This window comes from Streptomyces sp. NPDC047042, assembly GCF_040644035.1.
Taxonomy (GTDB): Bacteria; Actinomycetota; Actinomycetes; order Streptomycetales; family Streptomycetaceae; genus Streptomyces.
The window spans coordinates 103836-128084 of sequence record NZ_JBEYVP010000026.1; the positions used below are offsets into that span (position 1 = coordinate 103836).

Sequence of the window (24249 nt, forward strand, 5' to 3'; positions counted from 1 at the left end):
GGTGCTGGGGGTCGCGCTCACGGCGTCTGCGGGATGTCCTGTGGCATCAGCGTCATCACGTCGGACTCCGAGACGTCCGGCAGCTCGGCGACGCGGTACGCCTGACGTTCCGTCATGGCCTGGAACAGCTGGCGCGCGGTACGGCCGTTGCCGAACCCGCGGTCCCGGGGCATCGCGTCGAAGCGCGCGGTCAGCACCTCACGGGCCTCGGGGCCGAGTTCGTACTGGTGCTGTGCGGCCTGGTGCTCCACGATGCTGACCAGCTCGGCGCTGCCGTAGTCCTCGAAGAGCAGGGTGCGGTTGAAGCGCGAGGCCAGACCGGGGTTGGAGCGGACGAACGCCTCCATCTCCTTGAGGTATCCGGCGACGATCACCACCACGTCGTCGCGATGGTCCTCCATCAGCTTCAGCAGGGTGGCGATCGCCTCCTGGCCGAAGTCGTTCGAACCGGCGTACTGGGTGAGGGAGTACGCCTCGTCGATGAACAGCACCCCGCCCCGGGCCTGCTGGAAGACCCGTGCGGTCTTCGGGCCGGTGTGGCCGACGTACTCGCCGACCAGGGCGGAGCGGTCGGCCTCGACCAGATGGCCGCGCTCCAGCAGGCCGACGGCGGCCAGGATGCGGCCGTACAGCCGGGCGACGGTGGTCTTTCCGGTGCCCGGGTTGCCGGTGAAGACGAGGTGGCGGCTGAGCGGGGGCGGGGCCAGGCCCATCTCCTCGCGGCGGCGCACCATCCGCATCAGCTTCACCAGGGACGAGACGTCCTGCTTGACGCGGTCCAGTCCGGCGAGGCCGTCGAGTTCGGCGAGCAGGTCCTCGAGGGTGTCCTCGGGGGGCGCCTCGGTCTCCCGCGCGGTGGTCTGCGGGTCCGGTCCCGGGCTGCCCGCGGCCCCCAGGGACTGCTCCGCGCCGGTGGGCAGGTACGGGTTCTTCACGTCCCGTGAGACGCAGTCGTCGAACACCGGCCGGGCGCCCCTCTCCAGGGCCACGTCCTCCTCGGAGTCCCGGACCAGACACCCGCGCAGGGCGGGTGCGCCGCCGGCCGACACATGCAGCGCGGGGAAGGCCGCGCCGTCGCTGCCCGCCCCGGCGAAGACACAGTCCTCGAAGGTGCCGCGGGCCTTCTCACCCACGAACAGGCTGTTCTTGCCGGTCCGGGCCACCGTGACGGACCTGACCCGGGGTTCGGCCCCCGGGCCCACCACCAGGCCGGAGCCCGCGGCGTCCCGCACCGTGCAGCCGTCGACGCTGGGTGTGGCGCGCTCCCCGATCACCAGACCGGCGGTGCCCGTACCGCTGATCCGGCAGTCCCGCAGCACCGGGGCCGTCCCGGTGCCGCAGGAGATCCCGGCCCGCTCGGCGCCCGTGACGTCGCACTCCTCCAGGATTACCGTCCCGGTCGACTCGGTGGTGATGCCGGCCAGGCCGCGCAGCACGGAAAGCCCGCGCATCCGGGCGTCGGCCGCGTTGTCGATCCGCACCCCGGTCAGTCCGCAGTCCGTGATGCGGCCGCCCTCGACCGTGAGGCCGGCGCGGTCGGTGGCCCGGATGCCGTGCTCCGCCGTGGACGCGATACGGCACGACGTGAGCGTCACCCGGGAGTCGTCGCAGGCGTGCACCGCGCTGAACGAGCACTCCGTCACGTCGCCGGCGGCCATGCGGACCTCGGAACGGTCGCCCGCCAGCAGACCGTTGGCCCGGCTGCCGGTCACCGACGTGCCCTCGGCGGTGAGCCGGGCGGTGCCCCGGGCCACCAGACCCGAACCGTGCGCCCGGTCGACCTGGCAGTCCACCAGCTCCACGCGGCTCTCGCCGTCCGCGCTCACCCCGGGCCCCGAGCCGTCCCGCAGACGGCAGTTGACCAGCAGAACGTCCCCGGTGCCGGAGACGGCGACCCCGTCCGTGCCGGTGCGCAGGACCTCGCAGCGGGTGAGCAGGACTCCGCCGTACGCGTTCTCCCGGTCCTCACTCGCCCGGTTCTCCGGACGCCGTGAACTGCCGAGTACCCGTATGCCCTCGCCGGCCGTCTCCTCCACCCGGCAGTCCAGCGCGGTGAGAGTCGCCGCGTCCTCCACCAGCAGCCCGCTGCGGCCGGGAGCGGAGATCCGGCACTCGCGCAGGAGCGCCCTGGCGCCTCCCCGGACGCGGAGCCCCGACCCGGTGACCCGCCGTATCGTCAGCTCGGTCGCCTCGGCCTCCCCTCGGGAGCCGACGACGACACCGGTCCCGTCGACGTCCTCGACCACGACCCGCGTCAGCCGCGCCGAGCCCGTGGTGTTGACGTGCACCCCGGCCAGCCGCGCGTCGAAGACCCGGCAGTGCGTCAGCGTCAGCGACGCGTCCCCGCCCACCTCGACGCGCCCTCGGGAGACGTCACAGGCGTCCAGCTCCAGACCCCCGGAGTCCACCAGCACGGCGGGCATCCCAGGGTCCTGCCCGATCAGGGCGAGGCCCTCGACCCGAACGTCCCGGGCGGCGATCTCCAGCACGGGCCGCCCGGGGGACGCGGCCAGCACCCGTACGGAGTGCTCCGGGCCCCCCTCCGGCAGCAGGCGCACCGTACGGTCGAGGACCAGTTGCTCGACGTACTCGCCGGGGGCGATACGGATCTCGTCGCCGTCGCGGGCGGCGCGCACGGCCGATGTGATGCTGCGGTGGGCGCCGCGTCCCTTGGGAGCGACCCGGTGCACGGTGGAAGTGGGGGTCACAGGAGTTCCGTTCCGTCGGGGAGGGAGACCGGGTCGATGGTCAACCGCTGCGGTGGCGAGGACGCCGAGGCCGGCGTGGCGGGCTTGCTGTCCGGGGGCGGGAAGGCACGGGTCGGCTGGATGTCGGCACCCTGGTTGTTGAGCTTGTAGTTGAGGGTGCCGGCGCCCAGTGCCTCGGCGGCCTGCCAGATCAGCTCGCCGGGGCCGCCTCGGTGGAAGAGCCGCGAGCCCGCGGTGGCGTGCACGGTGTAGCGCAGCAGTCCGCTGGTGATGCCCGCGAAGGCCGAGCTCGCCGCGCCCCAGGCACCGGCCTCGAGGGCATCGGCGCCGGTGAGTTTCTGCCCGTTCACCCCGAACACGGCCGCGTTGACCGCGCCGTTGACGAAACCGGTGAGCACACCGACGCCCAGGTTGCTGAAGAAGTCGTACGAGCCGGAGCGCCAGCGGGTGGGATTCTCGAACACGGTCCACTCGCCGTCCCAGTCGTCGTTCGAGGCGAGCGGGTGGCGGTGCCAGTCCTGGCCCTGGTCGAGGTTGGTCAGCCCGTACTTGAGGTAGCCGAGGCGTGTGGTGTCGTAGGCGACGTTGACGCCGACGCGGATGCCGCCGCCGATGGCGCCGTTGAGAGCGGCCCGTTGCAGGGCCGTCGTCAGGTCGAACTTGGTGTTGCCGATGTCCGCGGTGATGGCGGACACGGCGAAACTGGTGCCGAACTCGATCAGATAGCCCATGGTGAAGTCGGTGACGGCCTTGCGGATCTGGTGCCGCCACATGGGCATGGCCGCCGAGGAGCCGTCCTCGACGCCGGTCCAGATCTCCTGGAACACATCGCGGAACTCACGGTTGTAGCCACGCAGTTCGGTGGTGTAGCCGCGGAAGTCGACCTCGCGTCCGAGGAGCCGCCAGGTGCGGTGCCCGTCCAGGCCCACCTCGCCGCCGATCCTGGGCAGGCTGCTGATCTCGGGCAGCTTGGCGATGTCGAAGTTCGACCAGCGGCCGAAGGCGTCGGTGCCCCAGACCCGACCGGTGATGGTGCGCTGGGCCACCAGCCGGCCGTCCTGGTACTCGCGCCACTGGTTCCACAGCGACTCCGACTCCCGGAAGCGGCCCTCGACACCCTCCACCGGATCCCGGCGGTGGACCACCTTGCCCATGTCGAACTCCTGCCAGACCTCACGGTTCACGGTGGCCGACACATCAGGCTCGAAGTGGCGCGCGGACCGGGCGAGGAGATCGGACAGGGTGACGCGGCCGGTGTCCACGGGCGGTGCGACGGCCGGCTCGTTCACGGTGTACGCGTACTCGCGGACCCGGCCGCCGTCGCGGAACCGTACGACGTCGGTACCGATGTGGTCGGACCAGCGGCCCTTGGCCAGGTCCTGGTAGGTGCGCACGCCCTTGGACTCGACCGTGCCGTCGGCGTGGATCTTCTGCCAGGACCAGGTGCCGTCTGACCTGCGGGTGGCGTCGACCCAGACGGAGCCGTCGCCGGTGGCGTTGCGCTCCCGGATCGCGTCGCCCCGCTTGCCGCCGGCCGACCTCTCGAAGTCGATGAACGAGTCGTCCCAGGTACGGGTGTGCACCAGCGAGCCGCGGTTCTGGACACGGATGCCCTCGGTGGCCTCGCCGTCGGGGCCGGTGGCCTTCCAGGTCCAGTGGTCCTTGCGGGGGTCGCCGTGCGCCTCGACGTACAGCTCGCCCCAGTGGTCGCGCCGGCCGGTGATCTGGAGCTGGGTGTTCTTGTCCACCCACACCCCGGACATGTCGTCGGCGCCGATACCGCGCGCCGGGTTCTCGGCGAGGTACTCGCGTACACCGGTGCCCTGGGAGCGCATGGACAGCAGCTCGTCGCCGTCCGCGTTCTTGAACACGTCCACGAAATCGCCGTCGGGGGAGACATGCCGGATGCCGGTCGTACCGGTCCTGGTGTCCCGCCAGGGCAGTTCGTACGAGTCAGCCGTGCCGTTCCACTTCGGGGCCGGGGCCCACTGCTTGGGGTCGACGGCGCTGCGGCCCACCTCGATGACGTTGCCGTTCTCCAGCGTGCGCACCTCGCGGACGACACGGCCGTACCGGTCGATGTCCTGCCAGTTGCGGCCGGCGTGCGAGACCAGGCGCACACCGCGCAGTGTGGTGCCGTCGGCGGCGGTCTCCGTCCACTTGGACACCTGGAACATGGAGTCGCCGGTGATGAAGTTCCGGAAGAACCCGTCGAACCGGCCCTGACCCGCGCGCGGGTGCCAGAACGCCGCCGGGATGCGCTGGTCGGAGATCCGGACGACGTGCAGGCTGCCGCCGTCGGCGAGCTGGGCGACCTCGTCGGTGAGTTCGTCGACGAAGTCGATCGGCTTGTTGTTCGGGCCGACCGCGGTGTGCACCACGGGGTTGGTCCGCATCCCGGCGGGGGCGGGCCCGGACAGCATCGGGTGCTCCAGGTACTGACGGGATCCGTGATAGCCGTTCAACGGCCATACGTCACCACGCCGTTGGGCGACAACCCGCTGCCCGGTGGCCGGATCGAGATACCTGTCCTTGTAGCCGATGCGGGTCCAGGTCCAGTCGCGGGTGCCGTGCAGCGCCTCGGTGCCGTCCTTGTCGAAACGCGTCCAGACCCAGTCGCCCTTCACGTTCTTCTCGGCGCGGATCATCCCGCCGTCGAGGGCTTTGGTGTACGTGCGGACGTCGAGGATGTCCACCGGCGCCCAGCGGTACGGGAGAGTGTCGTGGAAGGTTCTGCGGTCGCTGTCGAAGATCCGCTCCCCGGCCCGCAGCCTGTTCCCGGCCTTGTCGAACTCGGTCCAGCGGGCCCGGCCGAACCGGTCGAGGTCGAGGTGGAGGACATGGCCGTTGCCGAGGACCTCCCGCTCGAACAGGTTCACCTTGCCCTCGCCGGTCAGCTTGAACTGACCGGTGGCCGACTTCTCCACCTTGGCCGTGTCGAAGCGTCCGGTGAGTGGATTGCCCGAGGAGTCGAGCCGTACGGCCTTGCCGGCGGCGTGGTCGATCTTCCAGTACTGCCCGTTGACCTTGCCGCCCTTGACCCGTACGGCGATGTTCTCCTCCACCAGGCTGCCCGCCCGGTCGAACACCATCCGCTCCAGCGGCTGGGCGCCCTTGCCGGTGGGGACCAGGGCGGTCCGGCCGTCGTCGAGGAACTCGGCACGGAAATCCGGACGTCGACCGCCCGCCGGGTCCCGCAGTTGGGGTACGCCGTCGGCGTCGACGCGGAGAATGCCCCGGCCCCCGGGGAGTTGGACGTCCCGGAGCGCGTGCACGCCGTCGGGGCCGTAGTGCCAGTGCGTGGTGCCGGCCGCGTCGGTGAGGGTGAGGCCGCCGGGCAGGTCGGTGCTCGGGGCGACCGTGAAGAGGTCGTCGGCCGGACGGGTGCCGACGAAGTCGACCGAGGCGGGCGTCCACGGACCGCCGTCCGCCGACCGGCCGGTGACCCCCAGCTTCAGCCCGTCCAGATCGCTCGGTCCACCTCGCAGGAACACCTCCTGGTAGACCAGTCGGCGGTTCGCGTCGAAGCCCAGCGTCACGTCCGACGGGGTGTGGTGCACGGTGAAGCGGCTGCCGCCGGGCCCGCCGTGCGGCGTCGGCGTGACGGTGAGGTCGCCGATCGGCCGGGCGTCGACGCCCCGGGCCACGGTCAGGGACCGGAGGTCGTCGAGGCGGGTTGCCGGCGGCCGGTCGAGATAGTCGCCGAGTACGGTGACGGCGTGCTGCCGCAGCGTGTGCCAGGTCTGTCCGGTCAGCTGCCGCACCTGGTCGTCCAGCGACTCCGGGCGCAGGCTGAACCTGTTCGGCGGCGCGGTCGCGTCGTCGAGCGTACGGATGACGATCTGGGCCGCGTTGTCCAGGGCGCTGCCCTCGGGGAGGTCGCCGAGGTCGCCGAGGTCGTCGAGGCGGACCGGTGCGGTGCCGGGTGCGGCGTCCTCGGTGAAGCGCAGGAATCCGGGGCCGTCCGGGTCCGGAAGGTCACGGAGGACGAGGCGGTGGTCCGCGTCGAAGTGGAAGCGGCTGTGGGTGATCGTGTCGGTCACCGTGAAGCCGTTCGGCAGGCGTCCGGCGAGCGCGCTGTCCACCGGGGTGAGCCGGAGGGCGCCGGTGAGATGCTGCGGGCCGGTCAGTTCGACCACCCTGGTCGTGGCGCCGCCCGCGCCCGGTGTGACCGTCACCTTGATCCCCAGGCCGCCCGGCCCGTCGAGGCCGGGCAGTGCGATCGGCAGCTCCTGCTGACGCAGCAGACCACCGGGTTCGAACCGCCACACCGCCGTGAGACCGTCTGTGCCCGGCAGGGGCACCCGCACGGTCAGTTCGCTCAGCGCACCGGTCGTGTTCCGGACCGGCGTGGCCGCCGCACCCGGTACGGGCACCCCGTCCCGGCCGACCACCGTCATCGGGTTGAGCGCTTCGTCGGTGAACCGCAGGGCGAAGTCGGTGCCGGACAGCGGTACTTCCCGGTGCTCCAGCCGGCCCAGGGAGTCGAACTGCCAGCGCACACCGCCCTGCGGACCGGTCGCGGTGAAGCCGCCGCCCTCGCGCACGGTGACCGGGACGTCCGGCAGGCGCACCGGGCCCCCCTGTGCGGTGAGGTCCACCATCTCGATCCGGACCGAAGCCGGGACGGTGTCGGTCGCCGCGACCTCCGTGACGCGCAGCCGCAGCCCCGTCACATCGGCCGGCCCGGACAGGGGTATCTCCCGCACCGAGGAGACCGGCGGGACCGGGGAGTCGAGGAACTGCCCCGGGACGCCGGGGCCACTCAGGTCCGAGACCGGCCCCTGTGTGATCCGCGGCAGGTCGACGACGGGCACGTCCGGGCCGCCGACCAGCGCGCCGGCCACCGGCCGCCCCAGTTCCCCGGGCAGCGGTCCTGCTGCGACATGCGGCGCCACCGGTGGGGCGGCGGGGACGGCTGAAGCGGGTGGCCTGACGGCGAGGGGGGTCCTCGCGGTGATGTCCTCCCACGTCTGCGGATGCCGGGCGGCGATCCACTCGGCCTTGTGGCGGGCCGCCGCCATCCTGAGGATCTCGTCGGTGGTCCTGTTCCGGTAGGTCCGCCCGGCGTCGGGGTCCCGGGGGAACTCCGCGCGGTACCAGTCGGCGAAGGCATCCCTGTTCTCCGGCCCGGAGACGAAAGCGTTGATCTTCCTGACCGCGATCGCCCGGTTCCCGCCCAGCTCCGCCAAGGGGTCGGTCACCAGGGAGACAGGGGCCTTCTCCTGCGGTACGAAGCCCTTCAGCTCGTCCGGGAGGGTCCGGAACTCGAACAGCAGGGCTCGCTCCCCGCCGACAGTGGCGTTGTTGATACCACGTCCGGCCACCTCGTTGCCGTTCAGGATGTACTGTCTGGCGGCCGTCCAGATGGACTCGTCACCGATGGCGGGGGTCTCACGGAGGAGCCTCAGCGTCACGGCGCGGTCACCGGGGGACAGGGAGTCGAGGACGAGGCTCGGCCTGGTCCGGGGCAGCACCTTCCACTCGTTCTTCACCGCCGGATGGGTCAGCCCGTGGTACGGCGGCGCGCCGGCCCAGTCCTCGATGGGGATGCCGTGTCTGTTCACCAGGCCGGAGGTGAACTCGATGACGGACTTCGTGTACGTGTACGCGTGCTCCACCCGCTCGGGCGCGTCGAGCGTCTCCCGCACGAGCGCCGTCCGCAGGGCGTCGTCATCGCGGAAAGCGGGCTTGTACCAGTGGGCGTGGTCCGCCAGCAGTCTCAGCTCGGGCGTGGCACGGGTGCCGAAGTCCACGGCCCTGATACCGATCGTCGCCTGCTGCTGGGTCGTCGGCATGGAGACCGAGGGCAGTCCCTCGAGTTCCAGTCCGTTCCCGGCCGCGATGACGTGCCGGTCGCTCGTCACCTGCAACCTGTAGAGGCCGTCGGGGCTGATCATCGACTCGAGCGGCTGGTGGTTGTGGACGCCGAGCCGGTCCTTGAAGACGTCGAGCAGCCATTGGGTGGCGTCGTTGCGGGCACCGATCGCCACCTGGTCGCCCAGCCGTGAGGGATAGGTGATCAGCTCCACGGTGTGCGTCTGCCAGTTCCCGTGCTGGGCCATCGGGAGGCGCGCGGGGTTGGTGTATCCGCCCGTACCCATGTCCTTCGTGACCATGAGCAGGGGTTCGTCGGTGTCGACCTTCGACACGAAGGCGAAGGTTCTGTCCGCGCTCCCCGGGAGGGCGACGACGAACCCGCCGAGTTCGCTCTCGGTGCCGATGGAAGGGGCCGGGAAGGACGACTCGAATCCCGGCGCCACGGCCCGCGCGGGCCGCGCGGGCACGGGCGTCCGGGGCAGGTTCACGGTGGGAGCGGCGGTGGAAACCGGGGGCGGGGGTACGCGGGGCGGGGCAGGAGCCGGCGGGGGAGCGACCGGCGGCGGAGCCGGGACCGCCGGGCCTTCCAGGGGCATGTGCTCGCCGGCCGGAACCGTTCCGGTGAGATCGCCGGCGACGTCGTCCAGAACGCTGTTCCCGGGGACGTCGGTGAGCGGGAGCCGCTCCGGCACAGGGCCGCCGAGACCGTCGAGGGCTGTCACCGGGCCCACGCTCGTCTCCGGCACCACCGACCCGGACACATCCAGCCGGGTGGACGCGGCCTCGTCCGCCGGAAGGTCCACGAAATGGCCGTCCCGGTCGAAGACGAGCCGAGCGCCGGTCGGGTCGGTCATCGCGAACCCGCCCGGCAGCCGCTGCGCCAACTCCCCGTCCAGCCGTACGACGGAGAAGGCGCCCTCGCCCGGCCCCGGCACTGCCAGCCGGTACGCCGGTGTCGTTCCGCCGCCCGGCAGCCGGGTGAAGGTCGTGGTCAGCCGGGCCCCGGTCAGCGGGCCGCCGACGGGGCCGGACAGCGTCAACTGTTCGGACAGCCGCGTACCGTCCAGGTCGAAGCGGCCGGTCCAGGCCCCCTCCAGTGACTGGACCCGCACACCGGTGACCACGTTCAGCGCGCCCCTGACCGGCTCGATCACCACGCCGTCGGGCACCGGCAGTCCGTCCGTGCCGACCACCCGGGGAAGCGCGCCCGGCCCTGGTTCGGCCTCGAAGCGGAGGAAGCCGTCCGCACCGGGGAACCGGATGTCACGGAACTGAAGGACCTCGTCCGCGTCGAAGACCAGGCGCATGCCCCCGGCCCGGTCGGTGAACGCGAACGCGCCGTCGTCCAGCGGGGTCCGCTGCCATTCCATCCGTAGGCTCGGTAGGCCCGTGACCTGCTGAGGATCCAGCAGCACGGTCTCGACGCGGGGCGCGGGAGTGTCGAAGCGGTCCAGCCGGAGGGAGTTGGCGTCGACGCCCGGGACGGAGACCGGTCCCTGGTCGCCGAGGCCCGTCGGCCGGCCGTCCCCGCCGAACCTGGCCCCGATCCCGTCGGGCGTGGTGAGGGTGAAGACGCCGTCGGCCAGGTCGACCCGGACGTCGGGGACGATCCCGGAGTCCGTCCTGAGGACCCAGTCGACGGTCTCTCCGGGCTCCATGGTGACCCACCGACCGGTGGGCCGCCCCAGGTCGTCCAGCAGCCCCAGCTCACCGACGCGCGGCTCCAGCAGCCGACCGGAGTTCATGCCGGCCGGATGACGCCACTCGACGGAGACGGCCTTCACCTCGAAGTCCGCCTTGAACGTGTCCGACAACCGGAGGTCGCCGGCGGCTTCGGGCCGGACCCGGGCGTACGGACCCTCCAGATAACTGCGGGGAATGGTGCCCTTGATCAGCCATTCCTGGTCACGGGTGGTGTTCAGCAGAACGCGGACGTCTCCGGCGACCTTGCCGATCGCGTCCTTGCCGCCCCGGCCCACGACATTGACGTCGTTCTTCTTGAGGAAATCGATGACGTCGTTGCGGGAACTGTTCCCGGTGAGGCCCGAGAAATCGAGCCGCTTCCCGATGGTCCGCTCGATCTGGTCGCCGATCAGTTGCTGGAGATCCCGGGCCGGGAGAATTCCCACGTTCTCCAGCTTCCCGGCCTTGATGTCCAGCCCCAGCTTGTAGACGTCGAGGGCGAACTCCGTGTCGCCGTACACCTTCTCGCCGCCGGCCACGGCGAACGAGGTGAAGGGACTGTTGCTCTTCCGCTCCGCGATCTCGGCACCCGCCACATGCTGGAAGGCGGTGGTCCTGCCGTCCGGATTGGCCGGGACCATTCCGAGGTCGGGATCGAAGTGCGACTTGCGCAGGCCCTTGGCGTCGACCTCCACCGCGTGGAAGTCGTCCTGCCGGATGAGCTTCACGCCGTGCAACTGCTCCAGGTCGACGTTCGACATGAAGAAGTCGTCCGTCCTGACGACCAACTGGGGACTCTCCACAGGAGGGAGCCCGAAACCGGAGGTCCGGCCTGCGGACTCCAGCAGGTCCGTGGGCGCGGTGACCGGTGCGGTGGTGGTCGGGGCGGCCGGTACGCGCTGCGGCGATTCGACGGTCGGATAGGTGTCCGTCAGATACTTCTTCGGAATGGTCCCCTGCACGAGCCAGGTGTTGTCCCGGCGCACCTGCAGCAGCGTCTTGATGTCCGTCGTGACCGATGCGCCCAACTTCTTCGGCACGTTGTACTCGGCGAGGAATTTCTTGATGTCGTCGTTCTTCGTCAGGTGGGTGAACTTCGACGGGATCTCCAGAGTCGAGTCCCCGACGGCGAACCGGATCTCCTTGAGGATCTCCTGCTGCAGTTCGGAGTTTGACAGGATCCGCACGCCTTTGAGGGTGTCCGCACCGGCTGTGATGTCATTGGTGAGGGAGACGAGATCGAGCCCGATCTCTTTGTCCCCGAAGGGCTTTCCGGTACCGCCGGGCACGGAGAACGCGGTGAACTGACTGTTCTCCTTGAACAGCTTGGCATTGGCGGTGGACACCGCCTGGAGCGGTGTGATGGTGCCGTCGACCTTGACCGGTACGAGACCGTCCTCGGTCAGCCGTGTCTTCATACCGGACTTGCCCACCGTCGCCGAGAAGTCCGCGTCCTGCCGCACCAGCCAGTGGACCTGCGGCACGGACGGCGAGAGCAGGGGTCTGCCGTCCAGACCGATCCTGGTGACGAGGCCGTCGGCCGGGGCGAGGGTGAAGACGCCGTCGGTCACGGTCACTTTGACGTCGGGGACGATCCCGGAGTCCCGCTTGAGGACCCAGTTGACAGTCGGCCCGGGCTCCATGGTGATCCACTGACCCGTGGGCCGCCCCAGGTCGTCCAGCAGCCGCAGTTCACCGGTGGGCAGGCCGGCGGCCGGGCCGTCGACGCGGGTCATCATCACCGTGATGTCGCGGCGGACGGTGTCCAGGTTCATGCCGAGCCGGTCGAACGCCATCCTCGACCGGTTGAAGCCGACCTGCGCGGCGCTCAGATCCAGGTCGGCCTGGGCGCGGCGCAGTGGCGGAATGTCGACCTGCCCGGTGAGGTCGCTGAGCCTGCGCCCCGCGGTGTCCAGTTGGAGCTGGGCGGACTGGGTGCGGATCCAGGCCTGGAAGCGGTCCGTGGCGAGCTTGCCGGTGGCGCCGCCGGTGACGATGTCCCGCAGGGTGAGCGGGGTGAGGGCGGGGCTCTTGGTGACCGGGGCGGCGAGGTCCGTCCCGACCGGCCCCAGGCCCAGGAGTTCGCGTGCCGTGCGGGAGCCGTCGCCGGTGTCGGGGAGCAGCCGGGTGAGGTCGTCGAGCTTGATGCCGAGCTCGTCCAGGCGGTCGGTACCGGCGACCGACCGCAAGGTGGGGACGCGGAGGTCGGCCGGGCCGATGACCTCGATCTTCACGCCGTCCTTCAACCGCACCCGGACGTCCACCGGGTCGGTCTTCCCGACCCGCAGGACGACCCCGTCCGGGGTGACGTTCACCAGGTCGATCTCGCCGTCCAGGATCTGCCGCACCTGGAACTCGCTCAGCCCGCCGAGCCTGCCGTCGAGGCTCAGCTCCGCCAGGTTGTGGAGCGGCGTGAGCAGCCCGGTCGGGGTGCGCTCCACGCCGGTCAGCGTGTCGAGGTCCCGCAGCTCGTCGAGCGCGGTGCGCGGGGGCGGCAGGTCACCACCGAGGCGGCCGCTCGTGAGGTCGAGAAGCCCGACGCGTTGGTTCACCGGGGGGAGGAAGCCGAGCCGCTGCCCGCCGGGGGCCGTGCCGACCGGCAGGCCCACCGTGTCGAGGATGTGCAGGTCGTCGAGCCGGCCACCCATGTCGTCCAGGCTGCCCGGCATCCGGGGGGTGCCCGGGCCGGACAGGGAGCTGAACCCCGGCGTACGGGGTGCCGTCACCGGATGCACCGAGATCTCGGCCAGCTCGTCGAGCATCTCGTTGAACTCCGGGGTGCCGGGCACGGCGAGTCTGCCGGTGTTCGTGCCGGTCGGGCGCAGGGTGCCGCCCCGGTCGAGGTCGCGGCCCGTCAGGTTCCCGAGATCCGCGGCCGACGAACCCGTTCTGCCGAGTGGGCGCAGCGTCCGCGGAGCCAAGCGCATGCCCCGGTCGATGAAGCCCATGCGGAAGGCGCCCCGGTAGCCGAACCGCGCGATCTCCGAGTACCTCATCGGCAGCAGTGCCGTGGTGACGAGCCTGCCCATGCTCATGATCGTGTAGACGCCCAGCCGGGCGGCGGTGTTGCCGCCGACGAACGCGGTGGACTCGACGAAGTCGCGAGTCAGCGCGGACCTGCCCTGCCGGAAGACGCCCCGGGCGAATCCGCCCATGAACCTCAGGGTCGATCCCAGCATCGCGGGCACCTTGGGCAGCACCCGGGGCAGCGCCCTGAACCCGCCGCTCACCCGGCCGGCGAGCCCCCCGCCGAACTTGACCAGGCCCATTCCGGCCCCCGACAGGAGCCGGCCGGGGGAGTTGAGCAGTGCCCTGCCGCCCCGGAACAACAGGCGCCCGCCCGCGGAGAGGCCGCTTGCCAGGCCCTTCCCTCCCGACAGGCCCAGCCGGAGCAGCCCGCCCAGGGTGGTGATGCCCTTCGTCGACGGGAACAGAATGCCGAGGAAGGCGAGGCCGAGGCTGAGGGCGTTGCCGTTGCCCGAGGCGTAGTCGACGAGGGCCTTGGCGAAGAGCACCAGACCCAGCCCGAAGGCGAGGAGGCCCAGCGGGCCGCCGATGATGGCCGCGACGAGGGTGATGACCAGGGCGACGATCTCCAGGACCTTGAAGAACGTCGACACGAAGCGCTTCCAGGCGCTCTTCTTCGGCTTCTTCACGGGCCGCGACACCAGCCGGGCCGCCTCGTGCAGGGCGTCCTCCAGGATCTTCCCCTCGGCCTGGATCACGTCCGTCTCGGCGTCCACCTCGCCCCGGGCGCGGGTCAGCTCCGGATCGTTCTCGGGCAGCGGCTGACCGCCGACCCGCTCCAGCGCGGCCACGGTGTCCGCGGCGTTCTCTGCCCGGTCCTGGGAGTCCCCGAGGGCGCGGGCGTACCGAGCCGTGGCGTTGGCGGCCATGTCGAACGAGCGGTTGATGTTCGCCATGAACACCTTGAGCTCGTTCTTGACGTACGTACGCAGGGCGTCCGCGGTCCGGCCCTCGAAGCCGCCGTCCTCCGCCTTGGCCAACAGGGTGTCGAGGCCGCCGCTGACCCGTCCGGCAAGATCGCTGAGGTCGCGCAGCTCCTTGGTGACGTTCTCGACGACGCCCGGATTCCCCGTCACCGGATTGCCGGTGAATCCGACTCTGCTCCACTCGTCGGAGGTGGCCAACGAATCCTCCAGGCGGTCCGGGACGCGGTACCGGGACTTGGGGTACCGAGTGCAGACGTATCCCGGCGCTCCGAGAGTTCAAGAAAGTGGCGCACGCCACAGTTTCCGCCGGTCAGCGAGGTGCGGACGAAATCTCTTTGAACCATCCGGGCCCGAGTCCTCGTCTACAGAGCGGCTCGGCACCCACGCCCGGCAGCGACCGCTTCGAGGGAGGGACGGCGGACATGGCGCGCGTCTCCTACGACTACGACCTGATGACCGTCCTCGCACGTCATCTGTGGCACCTCCGCGACGAACTGGACGTCACCTCCCAGTCGGACAAGACCTTCGCCCCGGGGGACATCGGCCCGCGCCGGGAGACCGCCGAGGCGCTGGAGGAGTTCTACGGCGCCTGGAAGAAGTCGTTCAAGGAGGGCTGGCAGGTCATGACCGACCTCGGGGATCTCCTCGACAGGGCGGGCAAGGCCTTCTACGACCAGGACGCCGCCCAGGCCGCCGGCGCCGCCCAGCAGGTCACCGCCCAGGTCCGGAGCGAGGCCATCCGGCACAACGAGGTTCGCAAGCAGACGCTGGACGGCAAGCGCCGCCAGGCGCTGGCCAGAAGGTCGGAGGCCGGCTACAAGATCCAGCAGGCCCGTCTGAAGAAGGACCAGGACGCGCTGGCCGAGAAGCGCAAGAAGCTCGACGAACGCACTGCGGCCCAGCAGAAGCAGCAGGAAGAGCTGAACAGGAAGCAGGAGGAGCTGGCCAGGAAACGCGAGCCCCTCCTGAAGCGGCAGGACGAACTCGAGGCCAGACAACGGCAGCTCTGGCAGGAGGAGAAGGAACTCCTCGCCCGGCGCGAGGAACAGCTCCAGGCGAAGCGGGACGAACTGGCCAAGGAGTACGAGGCCCTCCGCTTGAAGCAGGAGCCCCTGACCGAGCGGCAGGAGGAACTCACGCGCGAGCAGCAGCGGCTCTGGGCGGACGAGAAGGCCCTGCGCGCCGAGCAGAACGCGGCGATCGAGAAGAAGGCCGACGCCCTGGAGCAGGAGCAGAAGGCCTACGACGCCAAGCAGGATGCCCTTGACGAGAAGCAGCAAGCCCTACAGAGGGAGCGGGAAACTCTGCTGCGCAGGGGCAACGCCACCCAGGCGGAGCTCGACGCCTGGCAGCGCGAGCAGGACGCCCTGGACAGGGAACGGGACGCCCTGTGGGAGAACGAGGGCAAGGGGCTCTCGGCGCGGTGGGAAGCCCTGGAGCAGGAACAGCGGGACGGGGAGAAGGCGTTCGCCCCGCTGAACGAGCGGCAGAGGGCCATCGACGACGCACGCGAGAGGCTGAGCCGCGACCAGGCGCCCCTCTCCGAGCGGCAGGACGAACTGCAGGCGAGGCAGAAGGACCTCTGGGCCCTGGAGAAGTCCACCCAGAAGGAGGTCGAGGACGCCGTGAAGGGGAAGCAGGACGGCCTCGACGCCGACCGGGCCGACCTTCAGACCCGGCTCGACCCCCTGGACCAGGAGTCGCGGGACCTGCAGGACCGCCAGAAGGAACTGTGGGACGACCAGGCGAAGACCGAGGGCGCGCAGCACGAGCTGACCGAGGAGGAGACCCCCCTTCAGCAACAGCAGCAGGACCTCCAGGAGCGCTTCGGCGAGGAGCAGGACAGCATCCGCGACCGGGACTTCGACAAGGACGAGGACCTCGGCCAGCTCAGGGGAATGCGCGGTGAGCTGGACGATCTGCCCGACGAGGCCTACGTGCCCACGGGCTACACCATGGAGGACGAGAACAGCACCACCACGGTGTCGTTCCAGCTCGACGAGAACGGTGAGATCAAGGTCGACAAGAACGGCGACCCCCTCGAGACGACCACCACCGTCACCAACAAGAACACCGGGCTGTCGTACTCGGAGACGTACCACCCCCTGTCCCGCGACGGCGACTCCGTGACGACGATCCGAAGCTCCGACGGCTCGGTCACCAAGGTCTACATGGACTCCGACCCGGAAGGCTCGCCCGACGGCTGGATGAAGCGCTACGTCACCGACGAGACGGGCACGGACACCCTCCAGATCTGGACCAAGCGCCCGGACGGCGACTGGGAGCTGACCATGGACAAGGAGCAGTACTTCAGCTCCGAGGCGGGCAAGGAGGACGACCAGCAGCGGCTGGACCGGCCCCCGGCCTACCTCACCGTGGAGAAGCCGGTGGTCGACCCGGACGGCCGCCCGGCCGGCTCCACCGCTCCGGGGCGGACGACCACGGTGCAGGAGGGCGTCACCCGGACCGACTACCCGGGCTCCGACGGATCGGTCACCAAGGTCGTCACCGACGAGAACTCCGGCACCCGCTACGTCGCCGACGCGAGCAACGAGATCCAGGAGATCTGGCAGCGCGACGAGAACGGCGGCTGGTACCTCAGGGAGTCCGTCACCCAGCACGAACGCGGCAGCGCCGAACCGCCCCTCGGAACCCTCGGAGAGAACTGGCGCTGAGTCCTGTGGGGCGCCCGGCGCCCCACCCCCAAGTTCCCGGCGCGCGCCCGCGCGGCGTCGTCGGGTCCCTCGCACACCGAACACAAGAGAACGAGGTCCACCATGCCCAAGAACATCATCAGCGACGAGGATGTCGAAGCCACCTCGAAGAAGCTCGAGTCCGCGGTCAGCGACACCATCGTCCCCCAGCTGACCTCGCTGCAGTCCGCGGTCGACAACCTGCTCCACGACGGCCTGGTGCTGACAGCCACCAGCCCGAAGATGCAGGCCTCCTACGCCAACTTCAACAAGTCGTTGACGGAGGCCGTGAACAATATCACTCAGTTCTCCAAGCAGTTCCGTGACGTCTGCAAAGCGGTGAACAACCTCGACTCGCAGATCGCCGGCGGCATCCCCACCTGATCCCGCCCCCGAGGGATGTCGACCTCCAACTCCCCCTCCGTCGGCATCCCTTCGGCCAGGGGTGTCGGTCCTCATCGGACCGGCGCCCCTGTCGGCGTTTTCGGACCTTCGCTGGAATGCGCGGCTGTCGCCTCCCCGAACTCCCTACCAGGGAAATTGTCTTCTTGGGAAGTCTTGAAACATTCGCAACCGCTCATAGACTCCCTGCGGAACCTCACATTCCACTCATGAACGTGAGTCCACCCCGGGTACCCGTGCTTAGCCCTGCCCAGCTCACGCCGCCGCCGCGGCGCCCGATCGGACCGGCCCCGAAGTCCCCTGCCGGTCCTGGGGGAACTATGAGAACGCCCACGCCCAGTACCGCCGTGACCGGGAGCGATCCCGACACCGGCGGCGCCTCGCCCTCCGGCGACGGATCGATCCGCAGGCTCTACGAAGAGCACCACGGCCCCCTGCTGCGCTATGTGTCGAGCCTCATCCGGGGCGACCGGCAGCGGGCCGAGGACTTCGTCCAGGAAACCCTGGTACGAGCCTGGTTGAACACCGGCAGCCAGCCGCCCGGCTGGTCGCCGTCCCGGGCCTGGCTGATGAGGGTGGCGCACAATCTGGTGATCGACTGGTCGAGGCGCGAGCGAGTGCACACCGAGATCCAGCACGAACACACCCTGGACCAGCACATGGAACCCGTGGATCCGATGAGCCAGGCCGTCCAGCGCCGCTTGATGGTCCACGCCCTCTCCCGGCTCTCGCACGCCCACCGCGAGGTCCTCTTCTACGTCTACGTCCTCGGCTGCACCGGCCCCGATGCCGCCGACGCCCTGGGCATACCCGCGGGAACCGTGAAATCCCGGACCCATCACGCGATGCGGGAGCTGCGCCGCCGGCTCCCCGAGTACGCGCCGGCGGCGGCATGACCGGGTCGGCCGTGACAGGCCCCGATCCGACGCACGGTGTCGTCATCGCGCTCGGAAAACCCGGCGATTCGCTGCTCACGGCCCTCATCGTGGCCGTCGTCGTGCTGCTGCTGCTCGTGCTGCTGCTGCGGCACATGATCCGCAAGCGAGGCGGCTGGCGGCGGTTCCGGCGCCGCCTGGGCCGTGAACTGGCCCTCACCCGGCGGGCGTTCGGTGAACCCCTGCGCGCCTACCGCCGCCACCGCCGTGGTGTGCGCGCCCTGACCCGCCAGCTGTCCGACCCCCGGGGCGGTCTGCTCGTACGACGGCTGCTGGACGCGGCGGGAGCGGCCCTGGCCGACGCGCCCGGGGCCGTGCCGTATGCCGTGCGGCTCGAACCCGGCTGGGCCGCCGTGCAGATCGCCGGACGCTCACTGCCCGAGCCACCCGCCCCGTGGGAGGCCGCCGCCGAACGCGGCCCGCAGCGCTGGGAACTGCCCCTGGACGAGCAGCACGCGCTGCCGACGGCCGGGCCCCTTGCCGGTGCGGACGTCCGGCCGCTGCCGGTCGCCGTCGGCATGGCGGACGACGCCTGTGTGCACCTCGATCTTGCCGCCGGGCCACGACTGGTCACCGTGGAGGGCGACACCGCCGCCCGGTCCCGGCTGCTCCAGGCCATGGCGGCCCAGCTGGACCGGCCCGGCAGCGGCGCCAGTGTCATTGTCACGGCCGGGCTCCATCCGCAGCACCGGGGCCGGCGACTCGACACGGCGCTGCGGGAACTGGAGGCAGCGGCCGCGGCCGCGGACGGTGACCGGGATTCCGGTGAGATCGGGGAATCCGGCCGCCCCGACATGACCGTGGTCGTCTGCGCCGCCCCCAGCCCGGAGCAGGCACGGCGGCTGGGCGCGCTCGCCGCCTCCGGTGCCGTCGTCTGCCTGGTCGACGGCCGGACGGCCGGGCACGCCTGGGCCCTCCGGATCGACGGACGCGGCCGGGTGGTCGCGCCGGAGCTCGGCCTCGACGCGGACTCGGCTCCACTGGGCCGGGCCGTCGTCGCCGCCGTCCGGGCCGACCGCCGCCGACTGCGCCGGGGCGCGTCCGTACCGGGACGACTCCGCGAAAAGGAACGTCCGCTGCCAGAACAGGAGGAAGGCCTTCACGAGACCCGGCTCCTGGAGGAAGCGGAGATTCCCCGAGGGGAGCCGGCGGAGGCCACCCCGGAGGGCGCGGTTCCCACCCGGACCGCCACCGGATCGGACCTCCTCGCCGAGCCGACCGCCGCCCGTGAACGCACCACCGCGGCCTCCTCCGGCACGCGGGAGGAGTAACCGGCGAGCGCACCGGCCCCAGTACGCAAGAACCACCCGCCCTCGAACCACCCGCAAGGGGAGACGTGAAACTCCTCATCACCACCGTCGCCGGCGGCGACCCTGCCGGTCGTCAGGACGTCCTGCTCACCGCGTCCGGCGGCACCCCCGTCGAGGAAATCGCCGCCCACCTGGCCCGACTGCGCGCCGGGGACGCCGACGAGGCCGACGGCCCGCTCTCCGCGCCGACGGCCGCCCCGTCCTGCTACCTGGGCGACGAACCCCTCGCCCCGGGCACCCCGCTGGCGGCCACTCCCCTCATGGACGGCAGCGTCGTCGCCCTCGGCGCCCCCTCGCCACCGGCCGCCACCGCCTACGGCCCCGAGCGCGAGGCCATGCCGCAGCCGCACCGGGCGGACCACGCACCGCTGGTCGAACTCCAGGTGGTGGGCGGCCCGGACGCCGGACGCGTGTACCCGCTCGGTCTCGGCACCCACGGCATCGGCCCGCTGGAGGACTCGGCGGTACTCCTCGAGGGCCGGGGCATGCCGGGCGACGGCATCCGAGTGACCGTACGCCCGGACGGATCGGCCATCGTGGAACTGAGCGAGGACGGCCCGGCCAGGCTGTCCGTACCCGAACCGCCGAAACACCGGGGCAGGACCGACTCCCCGCTGCTGCCCCTCGCGGAACAGGATGAGGAGGACGCCGTGGACGCGGCGCCCCAGGAGGTCGTCGGCGGCGCGGAACTCCCGGACGGCTGGCAGATCTGGGCCATCGGCGCGGAGCTGTCCGTCGGCGCGTATCTGCTGCGGCTGGCCGCACCGACAGTCCGGGACGCCGCCGTGGTGCCGTCCGAGGGAGGCGGCGGCCTGGACTACAACCGGCCGCCGCGCATCCTGCCCCATCTGGCACCCGAACGGTTCCGGCTGCCCGGCCCGCCCGACCCGCCGGGCCGCAGGCCGATCCCGCTGCTGGTGAGCCTCGCCCCGATGGTCTTCGGCGTCTCCATGATGCTGTTCCTGAACTCGTACTTCTATCTGATCTTCACGTTCATGTCGCCGGTGCTGATCGCGGCGAACTACATCAGCGGACGCCGGCAGACACGCAGGGACTACGAGGAGAAGTCCCGCGTCTACCGGCAGCGCCGCGCCTCGCTGGAGGAGGACGTCCGGCAGAAGGTCGCCACCGAGCGGCGGTTGCGCAACGAGAGCGCGCCCGACCCGGCGGTCGCCGGACTGTGGGCGGTCGGCCCGGGGCGCCGCCTGTGGGAGCGGCGCCGCGGCGACCCGGACCATCTGGCCCTGCGGATCGGCACCGCCCCCCAGCTGTCCCTGCTCGGCGTCGACGACACCGCCCGCGAGGACAACCACACTGCCGTGCACTGGACGATCCCGGACGCCCCGGTCAGCATCGACCTGGTCGGGAGCGGCGTGGTCGGGCTGGCCGGCGCGCCCGGCCCGGTGCAGGCGCTGGCCCGGTGGATGACCGCCCAGGCCGCGATCCTGCACACCCCACGCGACCTGCGGATCGTCATTCTCACCGACAAGGGTGCGGAGGATTCCTGGCACTGGGCGCGCTGGCTGCCGCACTCCCGCGACGGCCTGCCCGGCACCAGGGGCGGCGCCGTCACTCTGATCGGCAACGACCCCGAGACGGTCGCCAACCGCGTGGCCGAACTCGTCGCCGCTCTCCGCACCCGGCAGCGGGCCGCCGAGTCCACCATGAGCAAGGCGCTGCTGAGCGAACCCGACGTCCTGGTCGTGATGGACGGCGCCCGTCGCCTGCGGGACGTACCCGGTGTGGTGTCGATCCTCAAGGAGGGCCCCGCGGTCCGGATCTTCCCGCTCTGTCTGGACCAGGACGAACGACTCCTGCCGGAGGAGTGCACCGCCGTGGTCCGCCACGAGGACCACCGGCTCACCCTCCGCCGCACCGGACAGCCCGACATCACCGGCATCCGCCCGGACCTGGTCGAGCCCGGCTGGTGCGAGCGCGTGGCCCGGGGCATCGCCCCGATCCGCGACGTGACCCCGGACGCCGCCGAGGGCCTGCCCACCAAGGTGGGACTGCTGGAACTGCTCGGGCTGCCGCAGCCGGACGCCGAGTCGATCGCCGCCCGCTGGGGGCGGCGCCCGGCCTCCACCGGCGTCCTGCTGGGCGCCGGATACGACGGCCCGGTCGCCTTCGACCTGGTCAAGGACGGCCCCCACGGACTCGTCGCCGGCACCACCGGATCCGGCAAGTCCGAACTGCTGCAGACCTTCGTGGCCGCCCTCGCCGCCGTCAACCGGCCGGACGAACTCACCTTCGTCCTCGTCGACTACAAGGGCGGCAGCGCCTTCAAGGACTGTGTCGACCTGCCGCACACCCTCGGCATGGTCACCGACCTGGACAGCCATCTGGTCCAGCGGGCGCTCACCTCACTGGCGGCCGAACTGACCCGCCGCGAGCACATCCTGGCCGAGGCCGGCGCCAAGGACCTGCCCGAGTATCTGGGCATGCGCCGAAGGAACCCCGACATGGCGCCCATGCCCCGGCTGGTGATCGTCATCGACGAGTTCGCCACCCTCTACCGGGAGATCCCCGACTTCATCCCCGGCCTGGTGAGCATCGCCCAGCGCGGCCGCTCCCTCGGGATCCATCTGATCCTGGCCACCCAGCGCCCCGCCGGAGTGGTCAACTCCGACATCCGGGCCAACACCAACCTGCGGATCGCGCTGCGCGTCACGGACGCCTCGGAGAGCCAGGACGTCATCGACACCAAGGACGCCGTCAGCATCTCCCCGGCCACCCCCGGCCGCGCCCTGGCCCGCCTCGGCCACGGCACGGTCGTTCCCTTCCAGACCGCCTACGCCGGCACCCCCCTGAGCGGCGCGAGGCAGTCCGCCGAGGCGAGGGCCCGCCAGGAACGGCACTCCGCCGAGGAGGACAGGATCTGGGGGACCACCCTGCAGTGGCAGCGCCTCGGCCGCGCCGTGGGCCGGCCCGGCACCCCCGAGAGCGAGCAGGACACGGACATGGCCACGGAGACCGCGGCCGACGACGTCCCCACCGACCTCAACGCCCTGGTCGAGGCGCTGTCCGAGGCCGCACAGCTCACCGGCTGCGCCCCACAGCCAAGCCCCTGGCTGCCCGCGCTCGACGGGCGCATCCTGATCGACGACCTGCCCCAGCCCGACGAGCCCGGCGGCGCCCGACTCGCTCCGGTCTCCTGGGCCCTCTCCGACCTGCCCGAGGCCCAGGCCCAGCTCCCCGTCCGGCTGGATTTCGCCGAGTTCGGACACCTGTACGTCATCGGCATCCCGCGCTCCGGCCGCTCCCAGGTGCTGCGCACCATGGCCGGAGCACTGGCCCGGGCCCACTCCAGCGCCGACGTCCACCTCTACGGCATCGACTTCGCCGGCGGCGCCCTCACGGCGCTCGGCGTGCTCCCGCACTGCGGCGCCGTGGTGCCACGCGGCGACATCGAACGCCTCGAACGTCTCTTCGCCAGGCTCGACGCGGAACTGGAACGACGCCAGGAACTCCTCACCCGGCAGCACGCCGGCAACCTCACCGAACTGCGCGAACTGGTCGCCGCCGGGGCCCGCCCGGCCCACGTCATGCTGTTCATCGACGGCTGGGACGCACTGCTGGAGGCCGTCGCCGACCACCACGGCGGCCGGCTCGTGGAGCAGCTCAACCGGCTGCTGAGAGAGGGAGCCGCGGCGGGAATCCATGTCGTCGCCACCTCCGAACGTGCCCTGCTGTCCGGACGGGCCACCGCCCTCAACGACAACAAGCTGCTGCTGCGGCTGAACGACCACACCGACTACCACGCTGTCGGCAAGCGCTCACGTGACATCCCCGACCTCATCCGGCCCGGCCGCGGCTGGACCTCCGACGCGGGCACCGAGATCCAGGTCGCCCTGCTCGCGTCCGGCGCCACCGGGCAGGAACAGGCCGAGGCGCTGCGCGGGATCGGCGCCGAGGCGACCCGCCGCGACGCCGGGCTCCCCGCGGACCGCCGACCCGCGGGCATCGGCACACTGCCGGTGAAGGTGACCTTCACCGACGCGTACGAGAAAATGGCGGAGGAAATGCGCCGTCCCATGTGGGGCCTGTTGGGCCTCGGCGGCGACGACGTGTCGCCCGTGGGCGTCGACTTCGCGGACACGTCGCCGGCGTTCTCCGTCACCGGCCCACCCGGCTCCGGCCGCAGCACCACCCTGGCCGCACTGGCCGTCTCGCTGCTCGCCTCCGGCACCCGCCTGGTGATCCTCGCCCCCCGGGAGTCGCCGCTGCGCGCCCTCGGGAACCATCCGGGAGTACGACTGGTCACCGCGACGGATCCCACGGTCGAGGAGTTCACCGACGCCCTGGAGGCCGGTGGCGGACCCCGGGTGGTGATGGTGGACGACGCCGACCTCTTCGTCCTGCCGGACATCGACCAGAACCTCCGCTCCCTGGCCCAGTCCGGCAGGGACCACGGCATCGGCATCGTCAGCGCGGCCACCGCGGAGACCATGACCGGTGCGATGGGCTGGCTCAGCGCCCTGAAGCGGCACCGCAAGGGCGTCCTCCTCGGCCCGCAGAGCATCCTGGAGGGCGACTTCGTCGGAGCCCGCCTGGGCCACGCCCATCTGCGCGGCCGCAAACCCGGCCGTGGCCTCACCGTCGACCCGCGCTCCGGGGAACTGATCAACGTACAGATCCCGGAAACCGTGCTGGACGGAACGGACGGGGCCGCCTGACATCTGCGCCCGGAAACACCGGAAGATGCTCGCACCGGCCAGGGTCATGGCGTGCCGCTGCGGGCAGCG

General features: G+C 71.3%; 7 protein-coding genes. 5 read left to right on the forward strand and 2 right to left on the reverse strand.

What is annotated here, in order from left to right; genetic code table 11:
- Positions 1–17: 17 nt before the first annotated feature.
- Both ABZ855_RS28975 and ABZ855_RS28980 read right to left on the reverse strand, forming a co-directional pair.
- Positions 18–2708, reverse strand: a complete 2691-nt coding sequence (locus ABZ855_RS28975; RefSeq protein ID WP_360811745.1) for a right-handed parallel beta-helix repeat-containing protein — start codon at positions 2706–2708, stop codon at positions 18–20.
- The gene (locus ABZ855_RS28980; protein WP_360811747.1) at positions 2705–14362 is read right to left on the reverse strand and encodes an actin cross-linking domain-containing toxin; all 11658 of its coding nucleotides are present in this window, start codon (positions 14360–14362) and stop codon (positions 2705–2707) included. The genes ABZ855_RS28975 and ABZ855_RS28980 overlap by 4 nt, the downstream gene beginning before the upstream one ends.
- Before the next feature lie 224 nt (positions 14363–14586).
- Between ABZ855_RS28980 and ABZ855_RS28985 the strand changes: the two genes are divergently transcribed.
- The 5 genes from ABZ855_RS28985 to ABZ855_RS29005 all read left to right on the forward strand — a co-directional run bounded on the left by ABZ855_RS28985 (position 14587) and on the right by ABZ855_RS29005 (position 24180).
- Positions 14587–16839, forward strand: a complete 2253-nt coding sequence (locus tag ABZ855_RS28985) for a hypothetical protein (protein WP_360811749.1) — start codon at positions 14587–14589, stop codon at positions 16837–16839.
- 102 nt (positions 16840–16941) lie between these two features.
- The gene (locus ABZ855_RS28990) at positions 16942–17241 is read left to right on the forward strand and encodes a hypothetical protein (protein WP_360811751.1); all 300 of its coding nucleotides are present in this window, start codon (positions 16942–16944) and stop codon (positions 17239–17241) included.
- A 365-nt stretch (positions 17242–17606) separates the two neighbouring features.
- On the forward strand, positions 17607–18155 hold the full coding sequence (locus ABZ855_RS28995) for a sigma-70 family RNA polymerase sigma factor (protein WP_360811753.1): 549 nt from the start codon (positions 17607–17609) through the stop codon (positions 18153–18155).
- Positions 18156–18166: 11 nt separating this feature from the next.
- Entirely contained in the window at positions 18167–19465 is a 1299-nt protein-coding gene (locus tag ABZ855_RS29000; RefSeq protein ID WP_360811755.1) for a hypothetical protein, read from the forward strand.
- 65 nt (positions 19466–19530) lie between these two features.
- Complete coding sequence (locus tag ABZ855_RS29005) at positions 19531–24180, forward strand: FtsK/SpoIIIE domain-containing protein (RefSeq protein WP_360811757.1); 4650 nt, start codon at positions 19531–19533, stop codon at positions 24178–24180.
- Positions 24181–24249 lie beyond the last annotated feature (69 nt).

Bases quoted from the DNA above. Each gene is read 5' to 3' on its own strand.
- ABZ855_RS28985 (WP_360811749.1), top strand. From the start codon at position 14,587: ATGGCGCGCGTCTCCTACGACTACGACCTGATGACCGTCCTCGCACGT.
- ABZ855_RS28990 (WP_360811751.1), top strand. From the start codon at position 16,942: ATGCCCAAGAACATCATCAGCGACGAGGATGTCGAAGCCACCTCGAAG.